This is a genomic window from Chondromyces crocatus (assembly GCF_001189295.1).
Lineage (GTDB): Bacteria > Myxococcota_A > Polyangia > Polyangiales > Polyangiaceae > Chondromyces > Chondromyces crocatus.
In genome coordinates, this window is record NZ_CP012159.1 from 11,294,815 (window position 1) to 11,318,747 (window position 23,933).

General features: G+C 70.0%; 17 protein-coding genes and 2 pseudogenes. 9 read left to right on the forward strand and 10 right to left on the reverse strand.

The window, feature by feature from the left end; all coding sequences use genetic code 11:
* The first annotated feature begins 135 nt into the window (after positions 1-135).
* Together CMC5_RS41170 and CMC5_RS41175 are read left to right on the forward strand one after the other, a co-directional pair.
* On the forward strand, positions 136-633 hold the full coding sequence (locus CMC5_RS41170) for a hypothetical protein (protein WP_156339269.1): 498 nt from the start codon (positions 136-138) through the stop codon (positions 631-633).
* A 285-nt stretch (positions 634-918) separates the two neighbouring features.
* Positions 919-1,896 (forward strand): SUMF1/EgtB/PvdO family nonheme iron enzyme, encoded by a 978-nt coding sequence (locus CMC5_RS41175; RefSeq protein WP_156339270.1) that lies wholly within the window; start codon positions 919-921, stop codon positions 1,894-1,896.
* Between the two features lie 35 nt (positions 1,897-1,931).
* Here the strand turns inward: CMC5_RS41175 and CMC5_RS41180 are convergent, their stop codons facing one another.
* Positions 1,932-3,209, reverse strand: coding sequence for a DUF418 domain-containing protein (locus tag CMC5_RS41180; RefSeq protein WP_082363334.1), 1,278 nt, complete (start codon positions 3,207-3,209; stop codon positions 1,932-1,934).
* A gap of 299 nt (positions 3,210-3,508) precedes the next feature.
* Here CMC5_RS41180 and CMC5_RS49050 point away from each other — a divergent pair.
* Positions 3,509-4,129 (forward strand): annotated as a pseudogene (locus CMC5_RS49050) (DNA-methyltransferase); the annotation flags it as partial.
* 118 nt (positions 4,130-4,247) lie between these two features.
* Here CMC5_RS49050 and CMC5_RS41190 read toward each other — a convergent pair.
* Positions 4,248-5,732 (reverse strand): hypothetical protein, encoded by a 1,485-nt coding sequence (locus tag CMC5_RS41190; protein WP_156339271.1) that lies wholly within the window; start codon positions 5,730-5,732, stop codon positions 4,248-4,250.
* On the reverse strand, positions 5,729-6,322 hold the full coding sequence (locus tag CMC5_RS41195; protein ID WP_050435549.1) for a hypothetical protein: 594 nt from the start codon (positions 6,320-6,322) through the stop codon (positions 5,729-5,731). Before CMC5_RS41195 ends, CMC5_RS41190 begins: the two co-directional genes overlap by 4 nt.
* A gap of 90 nt (positions 6,323-6,412) precedes the next feature.
* Between CMC5_RS41195 and bioA the strand changes: the two genes are divergently transcribed.
* Both bioA and CMC5_RS41205 read left to right on the forward strand, forming a co-directional pair.
* Positions 6,413-7,732: an adenosylmethionine--8-amino-7-oxononanoate transaminase gene (gene bioA, locus CMC5_RS41200; protein ID WP_050435550.1), complete on the forward strand. Its 1,320-nt coding sequence runs from the start codon at positions 6,413-6,415 to the stop codon at positions 7,730-7,732.
* 353 nt (positions 7,733-8,085) lie between these two features.
* Entirely contained in the window at positions 8,086-9,642 is a 1,557-nt protein-coding gene (locus tag CMC5_RS41205; RefSeq protein WP_050435551.1) for a protein kinase domain-containing protein, read from the forward strand.
* A 41-nt stretch (positions 9,643-9,683) separates the two neighbouring features.
* Here the strand turns inward: CMC5_RS41205 and CMC5_RS46790 are convergent, their stop codons facing one another.
* The 5 genes and pseudogenes from CMC5_RS46790 to CMC5_RS49060 all read right to left on the reverse strand — a co-directional run.
* The gene (locus tag CMC5_RS46790) at positions 9,684-10,946 is read right to left on the reverse strand and encodes a hypothetical protein (RefSeq protein ID WP_050435552.1); all 1,263 of its coding nucleotides are present in this window, start codon (positions 10,944-10,946) and stop codon (positions 9,684-9,686) included.
* Between the two features lie 26 nt (positions 10,947-10,972).
* Positions 10,973-11,986 (reverse strand): FAD binding domain-containing protein, encoded by a 1,014-nt coding sequence (locus CMC5_RS41215; protein WP_050435553.1) that lies wholly within the window; start codon positions 11,984-11,986, stop codon positions 10,973-10,975.
* Between the two features lie 11 nt (positions 11,987-11,997).
* A complete protein-coding gene (locus CMC5_RS41220; RefSeq protein WP_156339273.1) occupies positions 11,998-14,382 on the reverse strand; it encodes a xanthine dehydrogenase family protein molybdopterin-binding subunit in 2,385 nt (794 codons plus the stop codon).
* Positions 14,379-15,008, reverse strand: coding sequence for a (2Fe-2S)-binding protein (locus CMC5_RS49055; RefSeq protein ID WP_082363616.1), 630 nt, complete (start codon positions 15,006-15,008; stop codon positions 14,379-14,381). The genes CMC5_RS41220 and CMC5_RS49055 overlap by 4 nt, the downstream gene beginning before the upstream one ends.
* 177 nt (positions 15,009-15,185) lie before the next feature.
* Positions 15,186-16,076, reverse strand: a pseudogene (locus CMC5_RS49060) (2-isopropylmalate synthase); the annotation flags it as partial.
* A 360-nt stretch (positions 16,077-16,436) separates the two neighbouring features.
* On the opposite strand from CMC5_RS49060, the gene htpG reads away from it, so the two are divergent.
* Positions 16,437-18,455 (forward strand): molecular chaperone HtpG, encoded by a 2,019-nt coding sequence (gene htpG, locus CMC5_RS41230; RefSeq protein ID WP_050435556.1) that lies wholly within the window; start codon positions 16,437-16,439, stop codon positions 18,453-18,455.
* 556 nt (positions 18,456-19,011) lie between these two features.
* Here htpG and CMC5_RS41235 read toward each other — a convergent pair.
* Entirely contained in the window at positions 19,012-19,872 is an 861-nt protein-coding gene (locus CMC5_RS41235; protein ID WP_050435557.1) for a tetratricopeptide repeat protein, read from the reverse strand.
* Between the two features lie 99 nt (positions 19,873-19,971).
* Here CMC5_RS41235 and efp point away from each other — a divergent pair, with 99 nt between their 5' ends.
* A complete protein-coding gene (efp, locus tag CMC5_RS41240; protein WP_050435558.1) occupies positions 19,972-20,544 on the forward strand; it encodes an elongation factor P in 573 nt (190 codons plus the stop codon).
* A gap of 235 nt (positions 20,545-20,779) precedes the next feature.
* Here the strand turns inward: efp and CMC5_RS41245 are convergent, their stop codons facing one another.
* Entirely contained in the window at positions 20,780-22,270 is a 1,491-nt protein-coding gene (locus CMC5_RS41245; RefSeq protein ID WP_050435559.1) for a hypothetical protein, read from the reverse strand.
* A 23-nt stretch (positions 22,271-22,293) separates the two neighbouring features.
* Here CMC5_RS41245 and CMC5_RS41250 point away from each other — a divergent pair, with 23 nt between their 5' ends.
* Positions 22,294-22,923, forward strand: coding sequence for a DUF5522 domain-containing protein (locus tag CMC5_RS41250; protein ID WP_050435560.1), 630 nt, complete (start codon positions 22,294-22,296; stop codon positions 22,921-22,923).
* A 34-nt stretch (positions 22,924-22,957) separates the two neighbouring features.
* Positions 22,958-23,863 carry a DUF6923 family protein gene (locus CMC5_RS41255; protein WP_050435561.1) on the forward strand — a complete coding sequence of 302 codons (906 nt, stop codon included), beginning with the start codon at positions 22,958-22,960 and terminating at the stop codon, positions 23,861-23,863.
* Positions 23,864-23,933 lie beyond the last annotated feature (70 nt).

Sequence of the window (23,933 nt, forward strand, 5' to 3'; positions counted from 1 at the left end):
CCGATTGCGCCACGCTTGCAGGCGCGCTCATCGCTCCGAGCCGGCTCTGCCGCGGCGTGCTCCTTGCTCGATGAGCCTCCGTGCATCGCAATCCCCTGCGCGACCCGCGCAGCCGCATGCACGCGGAGGGTTTCCATGAAAATGAAGTCATTCACTTTGGTCGCGCTGCTCCTCGGTGGCTCTCTCTTCAGCCTCGGATGCAGCGCGAACTTGCAGGACACCGGCACGGAGGGCGCGCTGAAGGCCGTGGAGGCGGCAGACGAACAAGCAGCCGACGAGCAAGCAGCCGACGAGCAAGCAGCCGACGAGCAAGCAGCCGACGAGCAAGCAGCCGACGAGCAAGCAGCCCACGCGGCGACGCGAGGAGAGCCGATCACCACCTGCGGCGGGTTCACGGGGCAGCCGTGCGGCGGAACGAACGAGTGCGTCGACGATCCCAGCGACGACTGCGACCCCCAGAACGGCGGCTCCGATTGTGGCGGCATCTGCGTCGGCGCGATGTGTGGCGGCTTCGCCGGCATTCCTTGTTCCAGGGACCACGTCTGCCTCGATGATCCCCGCGACGACTGCGACCCGGAGAACGGCGGCGCCGACTGCCCAGGGACGTGCATCTTCGCCGGGGATCCCGAGTGACCTGCCGCGGCGCGGCGTGACCTGCGCCACGCCCTTCACCCACGCGCGCCGTCAGGCAAAAGGCAAGGGAGCTGTCCCAGCCGCCACCGAAGATCGCCGCAGAATCGCCCAGCCGAACGATCTCCGGGTACACTCCGGCGCGTGACGGGCGCTTTCCCCTTTTCGCGCATTTTCCCCTGCATTCTGGGACTTCTCGCTGGGTGCTCGTCCAGCGAACGGACCCGGGCGCCGGCGGAAGCTGCGGCCGAGGCCCCTCCTGTCGCAGCGCCCTCCGAGGGGGGCGAGGTGATCCAGGCCAGCGTGCTGACCCTTCCCTCGACGCCCGCCCCAGCACCGGGCGACGGACCCCTCGGCGCCCTGGAAGGACGCCCCGACGGCGCCGACCCGGCCGCCGACACGCAAGCGCAGCCCGCCGAGGAGCCTTCGCCGCCCGCCCCTTGTCCTCCCGAAATGGCGCTCATCGGCAAGTACTGCGTGGACCGCTGGGAAGGGCACCTCGTGGTCGAGGGAGGTGATCCGGCGACTGGCCAGGAGCTGGTGCACCCGTACTCGCAGCGCCCCGAGGCGGGTGTGCGCTACGCGGCCCGCAGTGCGCCCGACGTCTACCCGCAAGCGTTCATCAGCCGCGTCGAGTCCAAGGCGGCCTGCGTCGCTTCCGGCAAGCGGCTCTGCTCCCGCCAGGAGTGGATGCAGGCCTGCCGAGGCCGCGGCACGTACCGCTATCCCTACGCTCAGCGCGGCGAGCGCGGCAAATGCTCGACCGGGAAGCCGCACCTCCTCTCGGCGCTCTTCGGGGCGAAGGGGCGCGGCTGGACCTATGACGATTTCAACAGCCCGAAGCTCGCACTGGAGCCCGGCTACCTCGCGAAGACCGCCGAGTACGAGGGCTGCGCCAGCGAGCTCGGCGTCCACGACATGGTGGGCAACCTGCACGAGTGGGTGAGCGACAGCGTGGATCAACACTTCGTCGACCGGCTCGCCGAGGAGATCGAGCGCCGCTCGCAGCCCTGGCACGAGGGCAACGGCGTCTTCATGGGCGGCTTCTTCAGCACGACCAACGAGCTGGGGCCTGGCTGCTACTACACGACCATCGCCCACGAGCCCGCCTACCACGACTACTCCACCGGCTTCCGCTGCTGCGCCGACGCGACCTTGCCGCCCGAGCCCGAGAAGCCCACCGCGGGGAAGGGCAAGACGTCGAAGCGTCCGCAGACGGCGCCGGTCGAGGACGCCGTCGCCGCTGCGGCGCGGCGCGGTAGCTGAACGAAGGCTGAGCTGGCAAGCCTCCGCTCAGGTGCTCACGAGCGCATGGGCTGTCGCTTCCCGTACGTCAGCGTGCGCCAGAGCCACTCCAGGGGTCCGAAGCGATACCGCGAGAGCCACCACCGGCTGAGCGCGAGTTCCACCGCATAGATGCCGAAGACGACCAGGAGCCCGGCCGCGGGCCCCAGGTGCCCGTACAGTCCGAAGCCATACCCATAGAAAATGATCCCGCAGAGCAGGGATTGCAGCAGGTAACAGGAGAGCGCCATCCGTCCGGCTGCCGTGACCCACGAGAACCGCGCGCCCCAGCCTGGCCTCTGGAGCAAGAGCAGCACCCCGGCGCCATAAGCGAGCGCCTGCGCCACATACACCGCCGGTTGAAACGCGCTCACCAGGTCGACGAGTCCCCGCCACCCGCTCGGGACCCGCTGGCTCATCGTCCCTTCGAGCAGCGTGACGCCGACCCCCAGGACGAGCCCACCGATCAGCATCCGCCGAAGCGACGCCCGATGGCGCGCTGGCTCCTGCACGACCCCGGAGCGCCACACGAGGACACCCACCAGGAACGAACCGAACGCGGCGTAGGCAGCCGGCAGGAGCGTGGGCAGGTACTGGACGTAGTCGTGGATCCGGTAGCGAGCGACTTCCAACCAGCCTCCGTGACCATAGACTTGCAGCGCGACCTCGACGTGCTGGCGCGCGCTCTCCAGCTCTTCCACAGGAGGCACCGCCCGCGCGAGCCCACCGACCACGAGGCGACAGGTCACGAGGATCGGCGGGAGCGCAAACACCAAGGCCGCCCAGAAGGTCAGGGTGCGTGTCGTGCACCCCAGGAAGAGGAGCAGCAGCGGTCCGAGCAGTGCGTAGACGTGGAGCACGTCGCCCATCCAGAGCAAGCCCACGTGCGCGACGCCGAAGAGCAGCAGCACGGCGAGGCGACGCAAGGCGCGACCATGGAACCCTCCTCCCCGCGCCAGCGCGTGCTCCCGCTGCAAGGCGAGGCCTGCGCCGAACAGCATGGCGAACAGCGTGAGAAACTTGCCGTTGAAGAACGTGATGACGGCGAACTCCGCGGCGCGATCGGCGACGCCACGAAAGAGATCCGGGTCGAGCACCGATCGCGAGGGGTGGTCCCGGAACCAGTAGGTCAGGTTCACGGCGAGGATGCCGAAGAGCGCGACCCCTCGCAGCGCGTCGAGCACATCGAGCCGGTCTGCAGGCGCCGTGGGCTCCGCAGCGGACGGGGTCTCGTCAGGCGCCAGCGCCCGCTCCGCACGGACTGCGCCTGGCGATGGAAGACTCTCTTGGTTCATGGGTCCGTGCGTCGGAGGCGCCGAGCATAGCTCGGGATCCCACCCCTCCGGCAGACCGCCCACCGCACGCATGTCGGAGGCTCGCCCCCACCGAGAGGACACGCTAGGGTCGCGCGTCGATGGGTCGGACCAAGGATCAGAACGCCCCTTCGTCCCGTCGTCGTCGCGCCGACCTCGCCCCTGCGGCCCCACCGATCGCGCCTGGTGATCCGTTGCCGGAAGGCGAGACGGCGAGGGCTCGGGCCGCAACGCAAGCCCCACCGATCTTCCGTCTCCATCAGGGTGACGCCGTCGCGTGGATGCGCAGCCTCCCGGCCGAGAGCGTCGACCTCGTCATCACCGATCCTCCGTACGAGTCGCTCGAGAAGCACCGCGCGATCGGCACCACGACGCGGCTCAAGCACAGCAAAGCGTCGAGCAACGACTGGTTCACCATCTTCCCGAACGCCCGCTTCGACGAGCTGTTCAGCGAGATCTGGCGGGTCCTGAAGCGAGACGGCCACGTCTATCTGTTCTGCGACAGCGAGACGATGTTCGTCGTCAAGCCGGTGGCAGAGCGGATCGGGTTCAAGCTGTGGAAGCCGCTCGTCTGGGACAAGAAGCGCATCGGGATGGGCTACCACTACCGGAGCCGCTACGAGTTCATCCTCTTCTTCGAGAAGGGCAAGCGCAAGCTGTCGAACCTGGCCATCCCCGACATCCTCGAAGCCCCGCGCATCGTCGGGGGCTATCCCACGGAGAAGCCCTCGGACCTGAGCCGCATCCTCGTGGAGCAGAGCAGCGCGCCTTTCGAGCGGGTGGCCGATCCCTTCATGGGCTCCGGCTCCGTCGGCGTGGCCGCGTTGCAGATGGGCCGGGAGTTCTGGGGTGCGGATCTCTCTCCGAACGCGGTGGAGATCACCAGGAAGAGGCTCGCCGAGGTCGGTGGCGAGGAGGCCTCCTTCGAGGGCGTGGCCTCGACGCGCTCGCCACGCGCAGCGAGACCTCGCCGCACCGTGGCGCCCGCCGTCGAGCCGACATCCAGCGACGGCCAGCCGCTCAAGGCGCGCGCGACGTCGTCTCGTCAGCCGCCTCGGCGGCGTAGTGATACGCGCTGAGCGCTCGGTGCCAGGCCATCAGCGTCTGTGCGCGTCGGCCTGCCGTGCTCTCGCTGAGCCCGGGGACACTGGCCTCCAGGAAGGCCGGCGCGGAGTTCGGGTCGACTTCCCGCAGCGTCCTGCCGCGGCTCCATTGAATCCAGGCGTCACCACAGATGCTGGACTCGAAATGGACGACGGTCGCGCGCAGCCGGTCCTCGTCGCCCAGGCGAGCGATGAGCCGCCCTGCTGCGGTCAGTTCCCCTGAATCGCCGAGCAATCCGAGAATCTCGGCTGCGCGTCGGTAATAGGCGACCTGCCGCCGGGTCACCCCGAGCGACACGGCGTTCACTTCGTGTTGCCCCGCCACCATCTGGACCAGGCCGAAGATGCGTTCGAGATCGTCGGCCTGGGGGATGTCACGCGTGTCCAGGTGACGGAGCGCCTCCGCTTCGGTCACCTGAAGCAGCCGCTTGCGCCACCCGGCGTCGATGACGAGCTGCGGGGAGGAGAGTTCCTCTTCCAGCTCGCCCTGCGACACACTCAGCCGGATCCCGCTCCGCTGAAGGCGTGCCAGAAGCTCCAGAAGCTCACGCGCGCCGATGCGCTCCGGGGTGTCCTTCAAGAGGACGTTCAGCGTCTCGATCGCATGGGGAGGTAGCCCCGGGGCGGCGACTTCGAGGAGGAACGAGCCGGTCAGCGCACGGCAAGGCAGCAGGGTGACGTCGAGACCGAGGCACTGGGTGACGAAATCTCGGAACAGACGGCCAAACGACGCCGCGATCTGGCCCACGGCGTCGAGTTCGAGCGCATCTCCCGCCCGCTCGGAGGCCATCTTGATGCGCAGCGTGCTCATGAGCGCCGGCGTCATCCGGGTCCATGCGGCGGCCCCCACGCCCTCCCCCTCGCATGCCGGGTCGAGCTGCACCATCCGCGCCTGGGCGTCGCGCGCCTCCGCGTCGTCCTGCGTTGCCTTCGAGAGCGCCCACCACCCCTCGGCGACACCCGGGTACGCCTCCAGGAGCGCGCGCAGGGCGCCGGGATCGAGCGTCGAGGGCTCGGGTGCAGCGGGACGACCTGCCCCGAGCTGTCGCAGCGCCACGGAGAACGCCGTCACGGCTTCCTGATAGGGCTCACGCAGCCGGTCGATCATCACCGCGCCGGCCGCCGTGGAGAACACCGTCCGGGGAAGGCGCGACCAGACCTCGGCAGCCCGCACCGGATCCCGCGCCTCCAGGAACAGACCACAGGCCTCGATCCACGTCCCCAGCTTCTCCGCCTCCGGCGCGGTCTCCGCGAGTGCTTCCAGGGAGAGCTTCGCGGCGCGGTGGAAGAGCAGGACGGCCTCCCACTGGTCGGCGCGATCGCCGAGCGTCCGCAGCCGCGTGGCCCGCATCTTCGCGACGCTCGCTGCTCGGCGGAGCGCTGCCCGCTCGGCCGGGCTCACGGCTTCACCTTCTGCCACACCGCGACCCGCGGCTCACAGCACCACAGGGAGAGGTAGGCCTCTTTCACATCGGCGCGCTGCACGAGCTGCGCGTGCTTGCCGACCTTCCCCTTCGCGCCGCGGAGGGTCTGCTCCAGCGCCGCGTACCCTCTGCTTCCACGGCCAGCCACCTCGACGCCCTTCAGGGCATCCGGTGTGGCGTCCAGGAGCAGATCGGGGGAGCGGAAGTAAGCCACTTCTTCGATGCGGCGACGGAGCAGACAGGAGGTGGCCACGAACGCCAGCCCGTAGGCGGCATACTTCGCCTGGTCCTCCTTGGTCAAAGTCTTCCCACTGCGGAAGCGCGCGAGGTCGGCTTCGAGCCGAGGGTCGCGCCTGGCCAGCCGGCGCACGTTCCAGGACAGGTCGAGCCGGTGCTCGACGGGGCCGCGGCGCGTGATTTCTCGCACCTCGAAGGCGTGCTCACACTGGTCCCCCACCGGATCCAGCCAGCAGATGAGCTGCGCGATCACGTCGATCACGAAGTCCGGCTCCTGGTCCTCGTAGAGCCGCTCTAAGTCGTACGACCACCGCTTCGGCGACGTGCTCATCCAGACAGCGACCGTAGCGGGTGGCGATCCTTCCCGACAAGCCCGCCCAGCCCTGCCCGATGAGCGCACCGAGCGGTATCCTCCGCGCCGATGCATCTCGATCGTGAAGCCATCGTCCGGCTCGACAAGCAATACGTCTGGCACCCGTACACCGCCATGCGGCGGTACATCGACGAGGTCGATCCGCTCGTGATCGATCGCGCCGAGGGCGCGCGCCTCTACGACGTCGACGGCAAGAGCTACCTCGACGGCAACTCGAGCTGGTGGGTGTCCACCCTCGGCCACAACCACCCACGGCTCGTCGAAGCGCTGCGACGGCAAGCCTCGAAGCTCTGCCACACCTCCCTGGCCGGCGTGACCCACGAGCCCGCAGCGGCACTCGCCGAGGCCCTCGTCGCCGTGGCGCCTCGCCCCCTCTCGCGCGTGTTCTACAGCGACAACGGCTCCACCGCGAACGAGGTCGCGATCAAGCTCAGCCTCCAGTACTTCCGCAACGTCGGGCAGCCCGCGCGCAAGCGCTTCGTCGCGCTCGAAGGCGCCTTCCACGGCGAGACCATGGGCGTCACCAGCCTCTGCGGGGTCGAGGTCTTCCGGCGGCCGTTCGCCGGCGCGGTGATGGAGTGCCTCTTCGTCCCGCCGCCCCCGGCCGGCGAGGCGCACACGGCAGGTCACGAGGTGGCCTTCGGCGCCCTCGCCGAGGTGCTCGAACAGGGCCGCGGCGAGATCGCTGCCGTGGTCCTCGAACCCCTCGTGCAAGGCTCGATCGGCATGCGCATGTACGATCCCGAGCTGCTCCGGCGGGCCCGCGCGCTGTGCGACGCGCACGACGTCCTGCTCGTGATCGACGAGGTCTTCACCGGCTACGGCCGCGCTGGCGGCATGTGGGCCTGCGCCTCCGCGGGCGTCACGCCCGACATCATGACCGTGGGCAAGGGGTTCACCGGCGGCGTCCTGCCCATGGCCGCCACGCTGACCACGGACCGGATCTTCGACGCCTTCCTGCCGCCGGAAAACACCTTCTATTACGGCCATTCCTTCTGCGGAAACCCGCTCGGCGCCGCCATCGCCCGGGAGGTCCTCGCCGTGTTCGAGGAGGAGCAGCTGCTCGCCCAGGCGGCGCCGAAGATGGCGCGCATCGCCCAGGCATTCTCGGATCTCGGCCAGATTCCGGGCGTGTCGAACGCCCGCGCGCTGGGCATGATTGGCGCGCTGGACCTACGTCCAGGTGCGGGGTACCTCGGCGATCTCGGGTGGCGCGCCTATGCCGAAGCGCGACGCCTGGGCGCATACCTGCGCCCCCTCGGCGACGTGGTCTACATCGCCCCGCCTCTCACCATTCCCGACGACGACCTCACCGAGCTGCTCGACATCGTGCGGCGCAGCGTGCAGTTCGCCCTCGGCGCGGCCTGATCCCGGGATCGCGCGCGCACAGCGGTCCTCCCGCGCCGGCGGCCCACCAAAACGGCATCCCGCGCACGGGACCGGTGCGTATTGGAGCTTACCGAAGAGCCTTTCGCGTGCGAAGCTGATGGACCGGAGGGAAGGGGGCTCTCTGGCGGCCGAGCCACCTGGCGAGGTCTGTGCATCTCACGATCCACATGGCGCCCCCGCAGAGGCAAACAGGTCAGAGGGGAACACTCACCGTCCAGAGAGCGCGAAACGCACGCGCGCCGAGGATGGGAGCCTGGGCACGAGGGGGGAGCAGGCAGATGGGCTCATTTGCAAACCTTCAGGGCGGCCCGTATGGTCGGAGGATGGAGGGCATGACGGTTCCACCCGTGGTCAGCGCTGCGGAGGAGTTGGCCTCCACACAGGCGACCCAGGTGGAATCTTCGGGGGACCCTTCAATCCCGCCCCTCCACACCCCCGAGGAGGAGCGCACGCTCCCGAACGGCGCTGGCATCGACACCGTGGTCCTGGAGCGCAGGCAGCGCATCGAGGTGAGTCCCCCCGAGGGGCCGAGCTTCGGAAGCACCGGCGCCTTGCCTCCGGACGCGCCGGAGGTGGATGGCACCCTGGTCACCCCCTCAGACGGGACCCTGATCGGCGGCATCTACCGCGTGGTGGGCCGGCTCGGCGAGGGTGCGATGGGCGTCATCCTGCTCGCGCAGGACGAGCAGCTCCAGCGGCCCGTCGCGATCAAGCTGCTGCGGTCCGAGCAGATGGATCACCCGTCGATGCAGCACCGCCTGCTCGACGAGGCGCGCGCGATGGCCCGGGTGCATCACCCGAACGTCGTCGAGATCTACGCCTTCGGTGAGCACCGCGGCGGCCTGAACACCCGCGACAGCTGGCCCCCGCCCTCCATGCAAGGGAGCGCGCCCTACTTCGTCATGGAGTACGTCGATGGCGCGACGGTCGACGCCTACGTCCGCTCGCGTGGCGGCGCGCCGCTCCCGCTCGACGAGGCGCTCCACCTGCTCGACCAGATGTGCCTCGGCGTCACCGCCATCCACGAGGCGGGCATCGTCCACCGCGACATCAAGCCGAGCAACATCCTGGTCGGCCCCGGGCGCCGCGTGGTCGTGGCCGATCTCGGTCTGGCGAAGAAGCTCTCCCCCGACGACGCGCACCGGCCCACCTTCTCCGGGACCCCGGCGTACATCGCGCCCGAGGTCGCGCTGCGCCGCTCCGTCGACCGCGCGCTCTTCCCGCGGGTCGACGTCTACGCGCTCGGCCTCATCGCCTACTGGCTCCTCGTCGGGCGCCTGCCCTTCGAGGGGCGCAACATGATCGAGCTGTTCAAGCAGCACGCTTACCGCGCGCCGCCGCCTCCCAGCGAGCTGAACCCGCGGCTGCCGCCCTCCTTCGACGCGCCGGTGCTCGCCGCGCTCGCGAAGGACCCGGAGGAGCGCACCGCGACGGCCGAGGATCTCCGCTTCGGCCTGCTCAAGGCCCGCGAGGACGCGCCGCTCTCATGGATGCCGATGCGCGTGCTGGTCGCCGACGACAGCGACGAGTTCCGCGCGCTGGTCGGGATGGTGCTGGAGGCCGCGCTGCCCCGCGCCCAGGTGGTGACCGTGCCCGATGGGCAAGCCGCGCTGGACGAGATCCGCAAGCACCCCCCGGCGCTCGCCGTCGTCGACCTCGACATGCCGGTGATGGACGGCATCGAGTTGACGGCCGCTGTGCGGGCGCTCCCGCGCGGCGGCGACTTCCCGATCATCGTGGCCACCGGCAGCGGCGGCGCCGCGGAGTGGAAGCGCCTGTCCCAGCTCGGCGCCTCGGCGTTCCTGGTCAAGCCGTTCGACGCCGGCCAGCTCGTCACCCTCGCCCGCGGTCTGCTCGGCGACCTGGCCGAAGCGCTGTCCAAGCGCTGAGCGCTGTCCAAGCGCTGAGGTGCACCACGACGTCGAGGCCCTCACTCGGGCGTGGGCTTCTTCTTCCGCTCTCCCATCAGCACCGGGATCATGAGCAGCAGGCTCGCCCACACCGCGAGGAAGCGGGCCTGGAAGAGCTGATCGAAGATGCTCTCGAAGCGCTCGCCCATCGTCTCTTCGTGGCGCACCGAGCGTGGCGGCCCCGGTGGCGCCGGCGCCCTGGGAACCGACATCCCGGGCTCGCGCGGCGGCGCAGGCTCTCGCGGCATGTCGTCGCTCTCGTCCCGGTGCGAAAGGCGCTCGATCGCCGAGGCCCCGAGCGCGTGCCCTTGCGGCTCGACCGGCGCGACGGCGCGCTCGTGCTCCATCGGGCCGCTCCAGGGATCGACGTCTTTCGAAGGTCCTCCCATCCCACCAGCGCGCGAGCCCTCGTACCCCGACGGCGCCTGCTGCGCGGCCTGAGCGAGCTGCGCGGCCTGCGCCGCCTGCGCCGCCTGCGCCTGCGCCGCTTGCGCCTGCGCCGCTTGCGCCTGCGCCGCCTGCGTCTGCGCCGCTTGCGCCTGCGCCATCTCGGCGGCCTGCGCTTCGCCGAATGCCTCGTAACGCGGGAACGTGCCGAGCGGCGCCCCGGTCGGCGGCGACTCCAGCACCACCTTCACCGGCAAGTAGAGGCGGTTCAGCTCCTCGATGGGAATCTTCTCCACCCCCTCTTGCGTCAGCTTGGCCCGCGCCGTGTCGATCGCGCCTTGCTCTTCCTGGATCGCCTTCTTGCAGCCCGCGAGCGTCGCGTTGAAGTCGAGCGCGATGGTCCCTTGCGAGCGCCGGTCCTCTGGATCGAGTGCCGTGCACTCGCGCACGATGCGGCGCGCGTCGGGCCCGCGCGTGCGGTGAAGCACGGCGAGCTCGAGCTGCTCTCGCCCTTCCACCGTCCGCGAGACGTCCGCGCGCGTCAGGTAGCGGTAGCGCACGCGCATCGCCGTCCGGTGTGCGTCCAGCGCCGTGTCCACGACCTCCACCGCCTCGCGCTCGAACACCTCGGTCTTCACCCCGGGCACCTCGCGCTTGCTCACCAGCACGTGGGCTTGCCGGAGCGCAGGGAAGACCGAGAGCACCTGCTGCCGCACCCGCTCCACGATCACGAAGTCGGAGGCGCCGGGTTCGACGTAAACGTAGCTCTCGAAGCGGACCAGCGGCTGGTGTTCCTCTTCCTGAACACCGGCGTCTGGTGCGCTGCCCCCACCCCCACCGCAGGCAACCAACAGGGCCGCGCCGAATACGAGCGCGAGGCGCGAAGGTACGAGCATGACAGGCTACTCTAACGCGGGTTGGCTCATGCGAGGCCAGCCGCGCGTGCAATTGCTTTGCGAACCAGGATCCGGACCATCTGCCTGCGCCAGATCACCTCCTCGTCGAGGTTGCTCAGCGGCCTGCATTCGTTGAAGGCGGCCTCAGCAAGTGCCTCGACGAGCTGTTCCCGCGGTGATCCAGGCGGAATCGAGGCGGCCGCACGGACCCGTCTCGGGCGCGCTCCCAGCGCGGAAACCACCACATCGGCGGCCTCCACCGACCCGGGCGCGCCACAGCCCACCTCACCGCGATCGACGCGAGCCGCCACCGACAGCAGCGGGAAGTCGATCGCTCCACGCCGCCGTAGCTTCTCGAACGCGCTCAGACGCCCCGGGACGAGGGGCACGCTCACCCGGACCACCACCTCGCCCGGGACGAGCACGGTGTTGCGGATGCCGTCGGCAGTGTAGAAGTCGGCCGCCGCGACCCGCCGCTCCCCCTTGGGCCCGAGCACCTCGATCGTCGCTTCCAGGGCGATGAGCGCCGGGGCCGAGTCGTTGGACGCGGCCGCCACGCAGTTCCGGCCACCACGCACCACGTGGCACACGGTCCCGTCCTTCTTCAGACAGAAGCCCAGTGACTTCCGCCAGAAGTAGGTCTGGTTGTAGTAGCGACACCGCGTATCCAGGCAGATGTTGCCGCCCAGCGTCCCCATCGCCCGGTGGTGAGGCCCGCCGACCTGGGCGGCCGCCTCCGCGAGCGCTGGCGCCACCCGCTGCACGACCAGGCTCTCGGCCACCTCGAACAGGCGCATCCCCGCACCCACCAGAAGCCGTTCTCGCCCTTCGGCGTCACGCGAGAGCCGGATGCCCCGCAGCTCGTCGAGCCGGTTCACCGACACCAGCAGCTCCGGCGCGAACAGCCCGTGCTTCATGTTCGGGAGCAGATCGGTCCCCCCGGCGATGATCTGCGCCTTGTCCCCCAGCTCCGCGAGCAGGTTCACGGCCTCGGTCAGCGTCCGGGGCCGGTGGTACTTGAAGATCGGCAGCGGCAGCATGGCGCTTCAGTTCACTCCGCCGCGACCACGGCGCCCGCGCCGCTTTTGGACCCGACGCCGCCCGCGCTGCCCGCGCCGCCCGCGCCGCCCCTGGCGCCGTCTTCCACCTCGCGCCGTGCCTTCTCTTGCAGCGCCGCGAGCACCCGCGACGGCGTGAAGGGCAGCCGGTCGATGCGCACCCCCACCGCGTCGTAGATCGCGTTCGCGATCGCCGGAATCGACGGATGCAGCGGCCCCTCCCCGGCTTCCTTCGCCCCGTGCGGCCCCTCCGGGTCGTGCGACTCCACGATCAACGACACCAGATCCGGCACGTCGAGCGACGTCGGGATCCGGTAGTCGAGCAAGCTCGGGCCCTGGTGCAGCCCGTCCGCGCCGATCACGTGCTCCTCCAGCAGCGCCTCGGCCGCCCCCATGTACGCCGACCCCTCCATCTGCCCCTCCACCAGCGTCGGACACAGCGCCTTGCCGCAGTCGTGCGCGACCCAGATCGTCTTCACGTCCACCCGCCCCGTCTCCACGTCGACCGCCACCTCGGCCACGTGCGCCGTGAACGAGTACGCCGGCGACGCCCCGATCGTCCCGCCCCGGTAGTCGCCACCGAGCTTCGGCGTGTTGTAGTAGCCCACCGCCCCCAGCGTCCCGAAGCGCCCTTCCGCGAGCTGGATCGCCTCGGTCACCGTCACCCCGCGCCCGGGATCGTTCGCCACGACCAGCGCACCGCGCGTCACCAGGATCTCCTTCGGTGACACCTCGAGCTTCGCCGCCACCGCCTCGCGCAGCTTGTCGCGCACCTGCCGCGCCGCGTGCAGCGCCGCGTTGCCGTTCATGAACGTCCCGCGCGACGAGTACGCCCCGAGATCCACCGGCGCGAGGTCCGTGTCCCCCGAGATCACCCGCACCGCGCCCAGATCGAGCCCCAGCTCGTCGGCCACCAGCACCGCGAGCATCGTGTCGCAGCCCTGCCCGATCTCGCTCTGCCCCGAGAACACCGTCACCACGCCCGACCGGTCCACCTTGAGCTGCACCGCGCTCTGCGGCATGTCGTTCGGGTAGATCGCGTAGTTCGTCCCGCAGATGTACGCGCTCACCGCCACCCCGAGCCCGCGCCCCGGGCCGAGCTTCCCGCGCCGCTCTTTCCAGCCGCTCGACCGCTCCACCGCATCGAGGCAGGCCTCGATCCCGTTCGACGTCACGCGCATCCCGTTCAGCGTCGTCGACGCCGGCCCCACCAGGTTCTGGCGGCGCAGCGCGATGGGATCCATCCCGAGCCGCTCGGCGATCTTGTCGAGCGACACCTCGAACGCGAACCGCGGCTGCACGCTGCCGTGCCCCCGCTTCGGCCCGCAAGGCGGCTTGTTCGTGAAGTAGCGCGTCGACGAGAACCGGTAGCCCTCGGCGAACGCCGGCAGCGTCAAGAGCTGCCCCGAGTAGTACGCCGTCACCAGCCCGAACGACGAGTACGCGCCCCCGTCGATCGCCGTCTGCGCGTCCACCGCGGTGAGCTTGCCCTCGCGCGTCGCCCCCACCTTCATGTGCATCCGCATCGGGTGGCGGCCGCGGTGTGCATAGAACTCCTCTTCCCGCGTGTAGAGGATCTTCACCGGCCGCCCAGTCACCATCGCCAGCTTCGCCGCACAGAACTCCAGCGAAAATGGCTCGCTCTTGCCCCCGAACGCCCCGCCCACCGGCGGCTGGATCACCCGGATCCGCGCCGGCGACACCCGCAGGACCCGCGACAGCTCCCGGTGCAGGTAATGCGGCACCTGCGTCGTCGACCACACCGTGAGCAGCCCATTCTTGTCGTGCTGCGCGATCGCACAGTGCGTCTCGATCGGCGCGTGCGCCGATCCCTCGTAGTAGTAGTCCCCCTCGATCACCACGTCCGAGCCCGCGAGCAGCCCGTCCACGTCCCCGAACGACAGGGCGACTTCCTTGGACACATTGTCCTTGCCGCCCTTGCCCAGCCCCACCTCCGGCCGATCGATCGCCCCTTGCAGATCGGTCGCCGCCGGCAGCCGCTCGTACGTCACGTCCACCAGCTCCGCCGCCTCGTGCGCGAGCCGCTCGTCCTCTGCCGCCACACACGCCACCGCATCGCCCACGAAGCGCGCCCGCTCCAGCGCCAGCGGGAACTCGTCCGGCGTCCAGGGAATGATCCCGAACCGCTCCGGCATGTCCTTCCCGGTGATCACCGCCACCACCCCCCGCCGCGCCAGCGCCCGCGACGCGTCGATCTTCGCGATGCGCGCGTGCGGGTACGGGCAGCGCACGATGCGCCCCCAGAGCATCCGCGGCAGGTGGATGTCGTCCGTGTACCGCACCTGCCCCGTCACCCGCGGCGCGAGCAGCGCCCGCCCGCGCCGTCCCAGCAGGCCCGAGCCTTGCCCCGCGCTCATGACGCCTGCCCCTTGCGCGAGCGGCTCGCGTTCGACGGCAGAGGCTCCGGTGCGCACTCGTTGCCAGGCATGTCCACCCCGGCCTCCGCGTCCGCCTCGCCTCGCTTGATCTTCGCCGCCAGCTCCACCGCCTCGATGATCTTCGTGTACCCGGTACACCGGCACAGGTTGCCGGACAGCGCGAGCTTGATCTCGTCACGCGACGGACACGGACACCGCTCCAGCAGCGCCGTCGCGCTCATCAGCATCCCGGGCGTGCAGAACCCACACTGCCCACCGCCGAGCCGATCGAAGCAGTCGAGCAGCGGATCGATGTGCGGCGCCCCGGCGAGCGTCTCCACCGTCTGTACCGCGCGCCCATCGGCTTCCAGCGCCAGGGTCAGGCAGGACAGCACCGGCACCCCGTCGAGCAGCACCGTGCACGCGCCGCAGTCGCCCTTGTCGCAGCCCTGCTTGGTCCCGATCAGATCGAGGTCGTACCGGAGCGCCTCCAGCAACGTCCGCCGCGCTGGCACCGCGAGCGCCACCTCGCTCGCCCCGACCGGTCCTGCGCTCCCCACGGTCTCCAGCCCCCCGTGGCTCCCGCGCCGCACCGCGCCCGCACCTTGCACGAGGTGGAGCGTCATCGCTTGCAGCACCTCGACGGGCTCCTCCGTCCAGTGTTCCGAGAGGTTCCGGTAGCTCCGCACCCCGTCGCGCTCCTTCTGGTAGCGCGCGCCCGCGATCGGGTGATCGGGCGGGATCGTCCACGAGAGCGCGCGGGCCGCGAGCTCGCAGTACGCCACGAGCCGCGCCCGAGGCACCGCCGGCCGCGCGCCGAGGCGTCCCAGGTTGTCGATGAGCAGCTCCAGGCTGGTGTTGCCGACCCGCTCCCCCACGCCGAGGGCCGTCCCGTGCACCCGCTCCACCCCGAGCGACGCCGCCCAGAGCGCCGTCTGCAACCCCAGGCCCCGGTCGTTGTGCGCGTGCCAGTCCAGCTCCACGCCCGTCGATCCCATCGCGCGCAGCGTGTCGCGCACGAACGTCACCAGCTCGGCCACCCCGTACGGCGTCACGTGCCCCGTCGTGTCGCAGAGGCACAGCCGGCTCGCGCCTGCGTCCACCGCCGCGCGGAACAGCGCCTTCAGCACCTCCGGGTGCGCGCGCGTCGTGTCCTCGGTGACCAGACAGAAGGGCAGCCCTCCCCGCCGAGCCACGTCGGCGGCCGACTGGATGGCGCGCACCATGAAGTCGAGGTCCCACCCCTCGGCCAGATGCCGGATGGGCGAGCTGCCGATGAACGCGTACACCTCGATCGGCAGGCCGCTCTCATCCGCGGCGCGGACGATCCCCTCCACGTCGGCGGCGACCGTACGGGCGGCGGCCGTGGCCACGAGCGGCAGCTTCGCGTCCCGGATCTCCCGGCACAGCGCGCGCGAGTCCTCCGTGTGCCGCGTCCCGGCGCCAGGCAAGCCCACGCTGACCACGTCCACCCCGACCGCGGCCATGGCGTGCAAGAGGTCGATCTTGTGCGCGACCGGCGGATTCACCCCGGAGGCGTTCTGGAGCCCGTCCCGGAGCGACTCGTCCACGACGCGCACGCTCTTCTGCGGCCTCCAGGAGAGCGCGGGCGCCTCGTCGTCCGCCCCCTCCGCCCCGGAAGTCCCCTCGGTGCGCTCGTCACCGCGGTTCCAGTCGTAGATCGCGCGTTGCATGGGAGCCGACCGCCTCCGCTACCGCTTCCAGGGGAGGGGCGACGCCACGGCCGCCCGAGTTCCCGCCGCCGTCCAGAGTGAGCCGGCAGGTTACCCCCAATCGCCCGCCCGAGGACCCCCAAACGCCCGCTCGACGCCCCGCGGCAACCCCCGGCGTGCGCCTTCAGCATCCTCCCGGAACCCCGCGAATGCCCGTCTCGCTCCTCTCCGGAGCGCGGCCGACCCCCACCCGAGCCTGCGAAATCCCACCCCGCGGCCTCTCGAAATCCCCGAGGAACGACGACCCTTCCCTCTTTCCGAGCAACAACGTTCGCGGAGGGTATTGCCCTTTTCGAAATAGGATCCATTCGTGTCGGGGCCATGAGCACGGAGAACCCGAACCCCACCCCCGAAGCCACCCCTGCCGACGCCGCCGCCAGCGCCTCGGCCGCTGCCACCCCGGAAGCCACCCCGGCCAACCCGCCGGCGGAAGCTGCCGCGGCCGCCACCCCGGAGGCCCCCGCCGTCGAACTCCCCTTCCAGGCCGAGGTGCAGCAGGTCCTCGCCCTGGTCATCAACTCGCTTTACACCAATCAGGAAGTCTTCCTCCGAGAGCTGATCTCCAACGCCTCCGACGCCCTCGACAAGGCGCGTTTCCTCGCCCTCACCCGCAAGGACGTCACCGAGCAGCAAGGCGAGCCCGGGATCACCATCACCCTCGACGAGACGGCCCGCACCCTCACCATCGACGACAACGGCGTCGGCATGACCCGCGACGAGGTGGTGCAGAACCTCGGCACCATCGCCAAGAGCGGGACCCTGGAGTTCCTCAAGGCGAACGCGGAGGCGGCGAAGAAGAAGGAAGACGGCTCGGCCCTGCAGCTCATCGGTCAGTTCGGCGTCGGCTTCTACGCGGCGTTCATGGTCGCGAGCCGCGTCGACGTGCACACCCGCTCCATGCTCCCGGGCGCCGAGCCCGTTCTCTGGCGCTCCTCGGGCGCGGGCACCTTCTCGCTCTCGACCGGCGACCGCGAGCACCCCGGCACCCGCATCGTGCTCCACCTGAAGGAGGACGCGGCCGAGTACACCAAGCCCTGGCGGATCAAGGACATCATCCGCAAGTACTCCGACTTCGTTCATTTCCCCATCAAGCTGGGCGACGAGATCGCCAACCGCTCGAAGGCCCTCTGGACCTTGCCCAAGTCGCAGGTGACCGAGGAGCAGCACGCCGAGCTGTACCACCACGTGACGAGCGGCTTCCTCGGCGAGAAGCCGCTGCACCACGTGCACATCGCCATCGACGCGCCGGTGCAGTTCTATGCCCTCCTCTACATCCCGGAGAAGGCGCCGCCGGACATGTTCCAGAAGGACCGCCAGGGCATCCGGCTCTACGCCAAGCGCGTGCTCATCATGGAGGACTGCGACAAGCTCGCGCCCCTCTACCTGCGCTTCCTGCGCGGCGTCGTCGACTCCGAGGACCTGAGCCTCAACGTCTCGCGCGAGATCCTCCAGGAGAACCGCACGCTGTCGCAGATCGAGCAGCAGATCACGCGGCAGGTGCTGAAGTCACTGAAGGAACTCGCCGAGTCCGACCCGGAGAAGTACCAGGCGTTCTGGAAGGAGTTCGGCAAGGTCCTCAAGGAGGGCGTGACCATCGACTGGAAGAACAAGGACCAGATCGCCGAGCTGTGCCGGTTCGAGTCGCTGAAGACCGAGGCCGGCAAGGTGATCTCCTTGCGCCAGTACATCGAGGCGATGCCCGAAGGTCAGAAGGAGATCTACTACATCACCGGTCTCGGCCGGGCCGCGGTGGAGCGCAGCCCGCACCTCGAAGCGTTCCGCAAGCGCGGCTACGACGTGCTGTTTCTGACCGAGCCCGTCGACGAGTGGGTGGTGAAGTCGATGGACGAGTTCGACAAGCACCGCTTGAAGAGCGTGACCCACGGCGACGTGGATCTCGGCGAGGAGGCCGAGGACGAGAAGAAGAAGGACGAGGCCGAGGCCATCGAGTCCGCGCTCAAGGCGGTGAAGGAGGCGCTCGGGGATCGGGTGAAGGAGGTGCGGGCGTCACGCCGGCTGACGGACAGCGCGAGCTGCCTCGTCTCGGCCGAGGGCGACCCAGGGGCGAACTTCGAGCGGATCCTGAAGATGATGGATCAGGCCCCGGGTGCCCTGAAGGAGTCGAAGCGCATTCTGGAGCTGAACCCGGCGCACCCGATCGTGAAGAACCTGAGCAAGGTCGCCGAGCGCGAGCCCAGCTCCGAGCGGGTGAAGCAGTGGGCCGAGCTGCTTCACGACCAGGCGCTGCTCGCCGAGGGCGTCGTCGAGGACCCGGCGAAGCTCGTGGCCAAGATCCAGGACCTGTTGACCCAGGTCTCCAGCGCCGCCGTCACGCCCTGATTCGTCCAGCCTGAACCGCCGACGGGCGCGTCCTCGATCTCCGACGCGCCCGGGGGCGGCCCCCTGGCAACCCCGCCACCTCGCCCCGACCCAGCATCAACAGGTCGGACCGTTCCCCCCCGTCGATGCTGCACCAGCATCAACAGGTCGGACCGTTCCCCCCCGTCGATACTGCACCAGCATCGACCCCCTGGACCGTTGCGACCCTTCGATGCTTCACCAGCATCGACCCCTCGGACCGTTGCGACCCTTCGATACTTCACCAGCATCGACCCCCCGGACCGTTCCCCCCCGTCGATACTTCACCAGCATCGACCCCCCGGACCGTTCCCCCCTGTCGATACTTCACCAGCATCGACCCCCTGGACCGTTCCGACCCCTCGATACTTCACCAGCATCGACCCCCTGGACCGTTCCGACCCCTTTCCGCTTCCGCGTCCGCCCAGCAAGGCGCCGCGATCCGTCCACCGGCCCGCTGCCGCCGCATCCGCCGTGCTGCCCGAAGGGGGCGCGGCGCTCGGCGCGCGGCGCTCGGCGCGCGGCGCTCGGCGCTCGCTCAGTGCTTGATCGACACGTCGGCCAGGGCCATCCGCGCGTCGTTGATGAGCGGGCTGTCCGGGAACCGCCGGATGAACGAACGCAAGGTCGTCTTCGCGTCGTTCCAGGCCTGGATGTCGAGCAAGCACTCCGCCAGGAGCAGCGTTGCGTCGTCCATCACCTCGCGGTCCGGCGACGCCTCCGAGAGCGTCGTCAGGATCGGGATCGCGTCACGCTGGCGGTTCAGCTTCCGGTACGCCCGTCCGAGGTTCAAGCGCGCCGAGGGCGTGTGCGCGGCCGTCTCCTTCTGACGGATCGCTTCCTCGAACGCGACCGCCGCCTCGTGCCAGCGCCCCGTCCGCATGTGATCGAGGCCGGTCTGGTACGACTTGATCGACAGCTCGGCGCGCATCCGGTCCACGGCGTCGGAAAAGAAGGCGAGCTCGGCGCGGGAGATGGGCTCCTTACGAATGTTCTCGAAGCCCTCGATCACTTCCTGGCGCCGCTCGGCCCGGATCAGCTCGTAGAAGGCGGCGGCAGCGCTCTCGGCGCGGGCGCGATCGTCGCCGCGCTGCTGGAGCGCCTTCAGGTCGGCCTCGTACTTGGCGATCTTCTCGCCGATGCCCCGCGTCTCGCTCTGGACGGCCTCGACCCGTGCGTCCCAGGCCAGCTTGACGACGCCGATGACCACCACGACGAAAAGGACGTTCGCGCTCGCGCTGTTCCAGAAAGCGCGGCGCTCGTTGCCCATCTGGCGCCGCGACATGCTCTTGAGATCGGCCGCGAGCGCATTGGTCAGGTTGTTCGTCTTGATGATGAGCGCCCGCGATTCCACGATCTCCCGCTTGATTTCCCGGAGTTCGTCGTCAAAGTCGCGCATCTTCTTTCCACCGCCGATTCGACGGCCATTCCGGCGCGCTGGGCAAGAGAGCACGCCTGTGGTAAACGGCCGCCCCGCAACCTACCAGGACTTCAGCGTATGGACACGAGCGACATCCGAAAAGGTCTGAAGATGATGATGGACGGCCAGCCTTATGCGGTCGTCGACTTCCAGTTCGTCAAGCCTGGGAAAGGTCAGGCGTTCACCCGCGTGAAGGTGCGCAACATGGCCACCGGCGCCGTGCTGGAGCGCACCTTCAAGTCGGGCGAGAAGCTGGAGCCGGCCGATGTCGAGGAGAGGAATCTCCAGTACATCTACCCGGAAGGCACGGACTACGTCTTCATGGACGCCGCGACCGGCGAGCAGATCCCGGTGGCCGGCGAGAAGATCGGCGACGATTCGAAGTGGCTGAGCGACGGCCTCATCGTCCCCGTCACCGTGTTCAACGGGATCGCGATCGGCATCAGCTTGCCTCCGCACGTCACGCTGCAGATCGTCTCCAGCGAGCCCGGCGTGAAGGGTGACACCGCGAGCGGCGCCACCAAGCCCGCCACGGTCTCCACCGGCGCGGTCGTGAACGTGCCCCTCTTCGTGCAAGAGGGGGAGTGGATCAAGATCGACACCGCCGACGGGAAGTACCTCGAGCGCGTGAACAACGTCGGCAAGAAGTAGCCGACCCGCACGGACGCGCCTGCGCGCTCTCGCGTGGGCGCGCGTCGCTCGCTTCTCACACGACGCGCCTCGACGGCTCGCGCTCCGGCGAAGCCGCGCGGAAGGCTTCGCTCACCTCGGCATGCACTGGACGCTCGATGGAGCGCGCCTCGGCATGCACGGGACGCTCGATGGAGCGCGCCTCGTCGTCATGGCCGCGAGCGCGTGGGCGCCACGAGGACGCCCTGCTCGTCCGTCAGGGCTTGACCATGTCGGCGAGCGCTTCGGCGCGGCGGAGCGTCTTCTCGATGTCCGCGTCGGCGCACCGGATCGGCCCGTCGCTCAGCGTCACGGCGGCGGTGCCGCCCGCGTCTTCGCAGAGCAGCGTGCGCAGGCGGCGGATGGCGTTCGCGCGCGCGGGGACGTCCGGGGCCTTGGACTTGTTGCCAGCCGTCTGGAGGAGCCCCTCGGCGAGGGCGCGCAGCGCAGCGCCCGGTTGAGAGGCGTCGCGCGAGAGGCCCGCGGGTCGATCCAGGAACCAGAGCGGCGCAGTCACCGGCCTGGGCGCACGCGCGGGGGAGTTCGCGCGCGCGGAGGCGGAAGGCGCGGCGTTCGCCTCGGCCGCTTCCGGCGCGTGAGGCGGGCTGCCGGCGGCGGGTCCGTGATCGTGCCCGTCGTGGTCGCCGTGCGCGTGCGGGTCGTGCGCGGGTGCCGGGGCGGAGCGCGGCTCTCGGGGTTCGGGAGCTGGGGGCGGGACCGCAGCCTCCACGGCAGGCGTGAACGTGAACCGGAGGGCGAGATCTTCGCGCCCGTCCCCATCGCGGTCGGAGGCGTCGAGGACGACGTCGAGGGACTCGCGCGTCCGAGGCGACGAGCCCGCTCCTGCCCCTGGCGCGCTGGCCGAGCTGATGTCGCCGATGATGCCGCGGACGCGCAGCTCCAGGATGAGGGCGGGCGTCGCAAGGCTGCCCGGTAGCGCCGTGCGGAGCAGCGCGACCCAGCGGCTCGCGCGGTCGAGCTGCTCGTCGGGGCAGCGCGGGACGACGGCGAGGGCGAGCGAGACGGGGCTGATCTGCGACAGGGCGGCGCGCGAGGAGCAGCCCGCAGGCGCGAGCGCGGCAGGGAGCGCGGCCAAGGTGCGGGGAGCGCCGAGGGTCCCCGCCGAAGAAGCGCCAGGGACGAAGAGAAGCTCGCCACGCAGGCCGTCGGGAGCGCGCGTCCAGGCGACGAGATCGCGGGCGCCATCGCCGTCGGCGTCGAAGACGAGGCCCGTCTCGAAGCTGCGGCCCGCGGGCGCCTCGGCCACACGATCGCCCTCGATGGTCCAGCGCTTGCCGCCGCCATCGGGGGGCGGGGTGCCCACGAGGAGCGGGCCCGTGCCCACGAGGAGCCCGCCGCCGTCGGCGCCACCATCCAGGATGCCCGCGTCGGCCCCCGGGTGAGGCTTGGTCTCGGCGCGACCCGTGGGCGCCGCCGTCGGGCTGGCGCTGGCCTGAGGTGCAGAGGCCGCGTTCGAGGGATCGCTCGAGCCGAGGGTGTAGGGCGTGTACGGGTGCTCGTTGCGGCAACCGTCACAGCCAGCGATCAAGGCCAAGGGGAGGAGGTAGCGGGGGTGCAGTCGCATCGGTCGAGGAGGGCGTCGCGTCACGTCGTTCGTCTTCGTCATCGCGTCGGTGTTGGTCACGAGGGCACGAGTGCCCCGAGCGGCGCCCGCAGGATGGCGCAGCGCGAGCTTCCCGGGTAGCATCGAAGATCCAGGTCGGTGGCCCGATGAGCACCAAACAGATCAAGCTCGTCGAGGGCGAGGACTACTACCTCGAGAACGGACGTTACGTGTTCACGTCGACGTTCCACCTCAAGCGAGGGTACTGCTGCAACTCGGGCTGCCGTCACTGTCCGTACCGGGGGCGAGAAGACGAGTTCGCGCGGCGGCGGCGCAAGGACATGGTCCAGATCAGCGGCGCAGCCACCGTTCGCACCTCGAGCGCCAACGGCGGCGCGAGCGCCATCGGCGCGGCGAGCACCAATGGCGGCGCGAGCACCAATGGCGGCGCGAGCACCAATGGCGGCGCGAGCGCCACCCGTAGCGCGGATGGGGGCGCCGCGGCGCCGCCCGGGGACGCGACGGAGGTGATCCAGGTACAAGCCCCCGCCAGCATCCCCGGCAGCGTGCGCCAGGGATCGGCGCTCGTGAACATCCCGGGTCTCCACGTCCCGACGAAGGCCCCCGCGAGCACCGCCGGGAGCGCGTCGTTGCGCACTGCGCAGGAGGCGTCGAACGCTGGGGATGCAACGATCCAGAAGCAAGCGTCGGAGAATGCTGGCGGTGCAACGATCCAGGGTCACGGACGCGCGAACGTCGACGCAGATCGCCTGGAAACAAGCCTGAAGAAGGGGTGACTTTGGGCGCAGCGCCGCGGATAATCGCCGCATCATGCACGCGCTTCGCTCGCTTCTCGGATACGGGGGTCTGGGGTTGCTCGCCGTCGGCTCGTTGCTGCTCATCGGCTGCTCGGCCGAGGGTGGGGCGTCGTCGTTCAGCGAAGGCAACGGCGGCAACGGTCAGGGTGGATCACAAGGCGTGGGCGGAGGCCTCGGCGGCGATCTGGGCTTCGGAGGCGGCACCGGCGGCACGCACGAGAACGCCGAGGTGTTCGCGCACAGCCCGAGCACGCTGTTCCGCCTCGATCCGACGACGAAGCAGATCACCACGGTCGGCGAGTTCAAGGAGTGTCGGGACCAGGTGATCGACATCGCCATCGACGAGAAGGGCGAGATGTACGGGACCACGTTCGGGTCCCTGGTGCGCATCGACAAGACCACGGGCATTTGCACCCAGATCGCGACGGGGACGTACCCCAACTCGCTCTCGTTCGTGCCGAAAGGCACGGTCGATCCGAACGAGGAAGCGCTGGTCGGGTACCAGAGCGCGGACTACGTGCGCATCGACAAGGAGTCGGGGGCGATCACGACGCTCGGGTCTCTGATCACGCAGTCGAATCCCATCGGGAGTTACTCGTCGAGCGGAGACATCGTGTCGGTCATCGGTGGCGGCACCTACCTGACCGTGAAGGGCGCGGACTGCAGCGACTGCATCGTGGAAGTGGACCCGACGAACGGTGGGCTGAAGCGGGTGATCGGGAGGCTCAACAAGCGCGAGGTCTACGGCCTGGCGTTCTGGGGCGGCGCGGCCTACGGCTTCAACAACGACGGCGAGCTGTTCCAGATCAACCTGCAGGACGGGACCTCGACCGACATCCCCTTCCCGGGGGCGTCGCCGCTCCTGCAGTTCTGGGGCGCTGGCTCCACCACCTCCGCGCCCTTGACCCCCATCGAGTGACGCGCGCGCTCTCTCTCGCTCTCCATGCGCTCCGCGCGCGAGGACGACGTGCGCGCGCCCGGGGCCGGCA

What these genes read in the sequence shown, in the direction of transcription:
- CMC5_RS41170 (WP_156339269.1), top strand. Translation starts at nt 136, where the DNA reads ATGAAAATGAAGTCATTCACTTTGGTCGCGCTGCTCCTCGGTGGCTCT.
- CMC5_RS41180 (WP_082363334.1), bottom strand. Translation starts at nt 3,209, where the DNA reads ATGAACCAAGAGAGTCTTCCATCGCCAGGCGCAGTCCGTGCGGAGCGG.
- CMC5_RS41195 (WP_050435549.1), bottom strand. Translation starts at nt 6,322, where the DNA reads ATGAGCACGTCGCCGAAGCGGTGGTCGTACGACTTAGAGCGGCTCTAC.
- bioA (WP_050435550.1), top strand. Translation starts at nt 6,413, where the DNA reads ATGCATCTCGATCGTGAAGCCATCGTCCGGCTCGACAAGCAATACGTC.
- CMC5_RS41205 (WP_050435551.1), top strand. Translation starts at nt 8,086, where the DNA reads ATGACGGTTCCACCCGTGGTCAGCGCTGCGGAGGAGTTGGCCTCCACA.
- CMC5_RS46790 (WP_050435552.1), bottom strand. Translation starts at nt 10,946, where the DNA reads ATGCTCGTACCTTCGCGCCTCGCGCTCGTATTCGGCGCGGCCCTGTTG.
- CMC5_RS41215 (WP_050435553.1), bottom strand. Translation starts at nt 11,986, where the DNA reads ATGCTGCCGCTGCCGATCTTCAAGTACCACCGGCCCCGGACGCTGACC.
- CMC5_RS41220 (WP_156339273.1), bottom strand. Translation starts at nt 14,382, where the DNA reads ATGAGCGCGGGGCAAGGCTCGGGCCTGCTGGGACGGCGCGGGCGGGCG.
- CMC5_RS49055 (WP_082363616.1), bottom strand. Translation starts at nt 15,008, where the DNA reads ATGACGCTCCACCTCGTGCAAGGTGCGGGCGCGGTGCGGCGCGGGAGC.
- htpG (WP_050435556.1), top strand. Translation starts at nt 16,437, where the DNA reads ATGAGCACGGAGAACCCGAACCCCACCCCCGAAGCCACCCCTGCCGAC.
- CMC5_RS41235 (WP_050435557.1), bottom strand. Translation starts at nt 19,872, where the DNA reads ATGCGCGACTTTGACGACGAACTCCGGGAAATCAAGCGGGAGATCGTG.
- efp (WP_050435558.1), top strand. Translation starts at nt 19,972, where the DNA reads ATGGACACGAGCGACATCCGAAAAGGTCTGAAGATGATGATGGACGGC.
- CMC5_RS41245 (WP_050435559.1), bottom strand. Translation starts at nt 22,270, where the DNA reads ATGCTACCCGGGAAGCTCGCGCTGCGCCATCCTGCGGGCGCCGCTCGG.
- CMC5_RS41250 (WP_050435560.1), top strand. Translation starts at nt 22,294, where the DNA reads ATGAGCACCAAACAGATCAAGCTCGTCGAGGGCGAGGACTACTACCTC.
- CMC5_RS41255 (WP_050435561.1), top strand. Translation starts at nt 22,958, where the DNA reads ATGCACGCGCTTCGCTCGCTTCTCGGATACGGGGGTCTGGGGTTGCTC.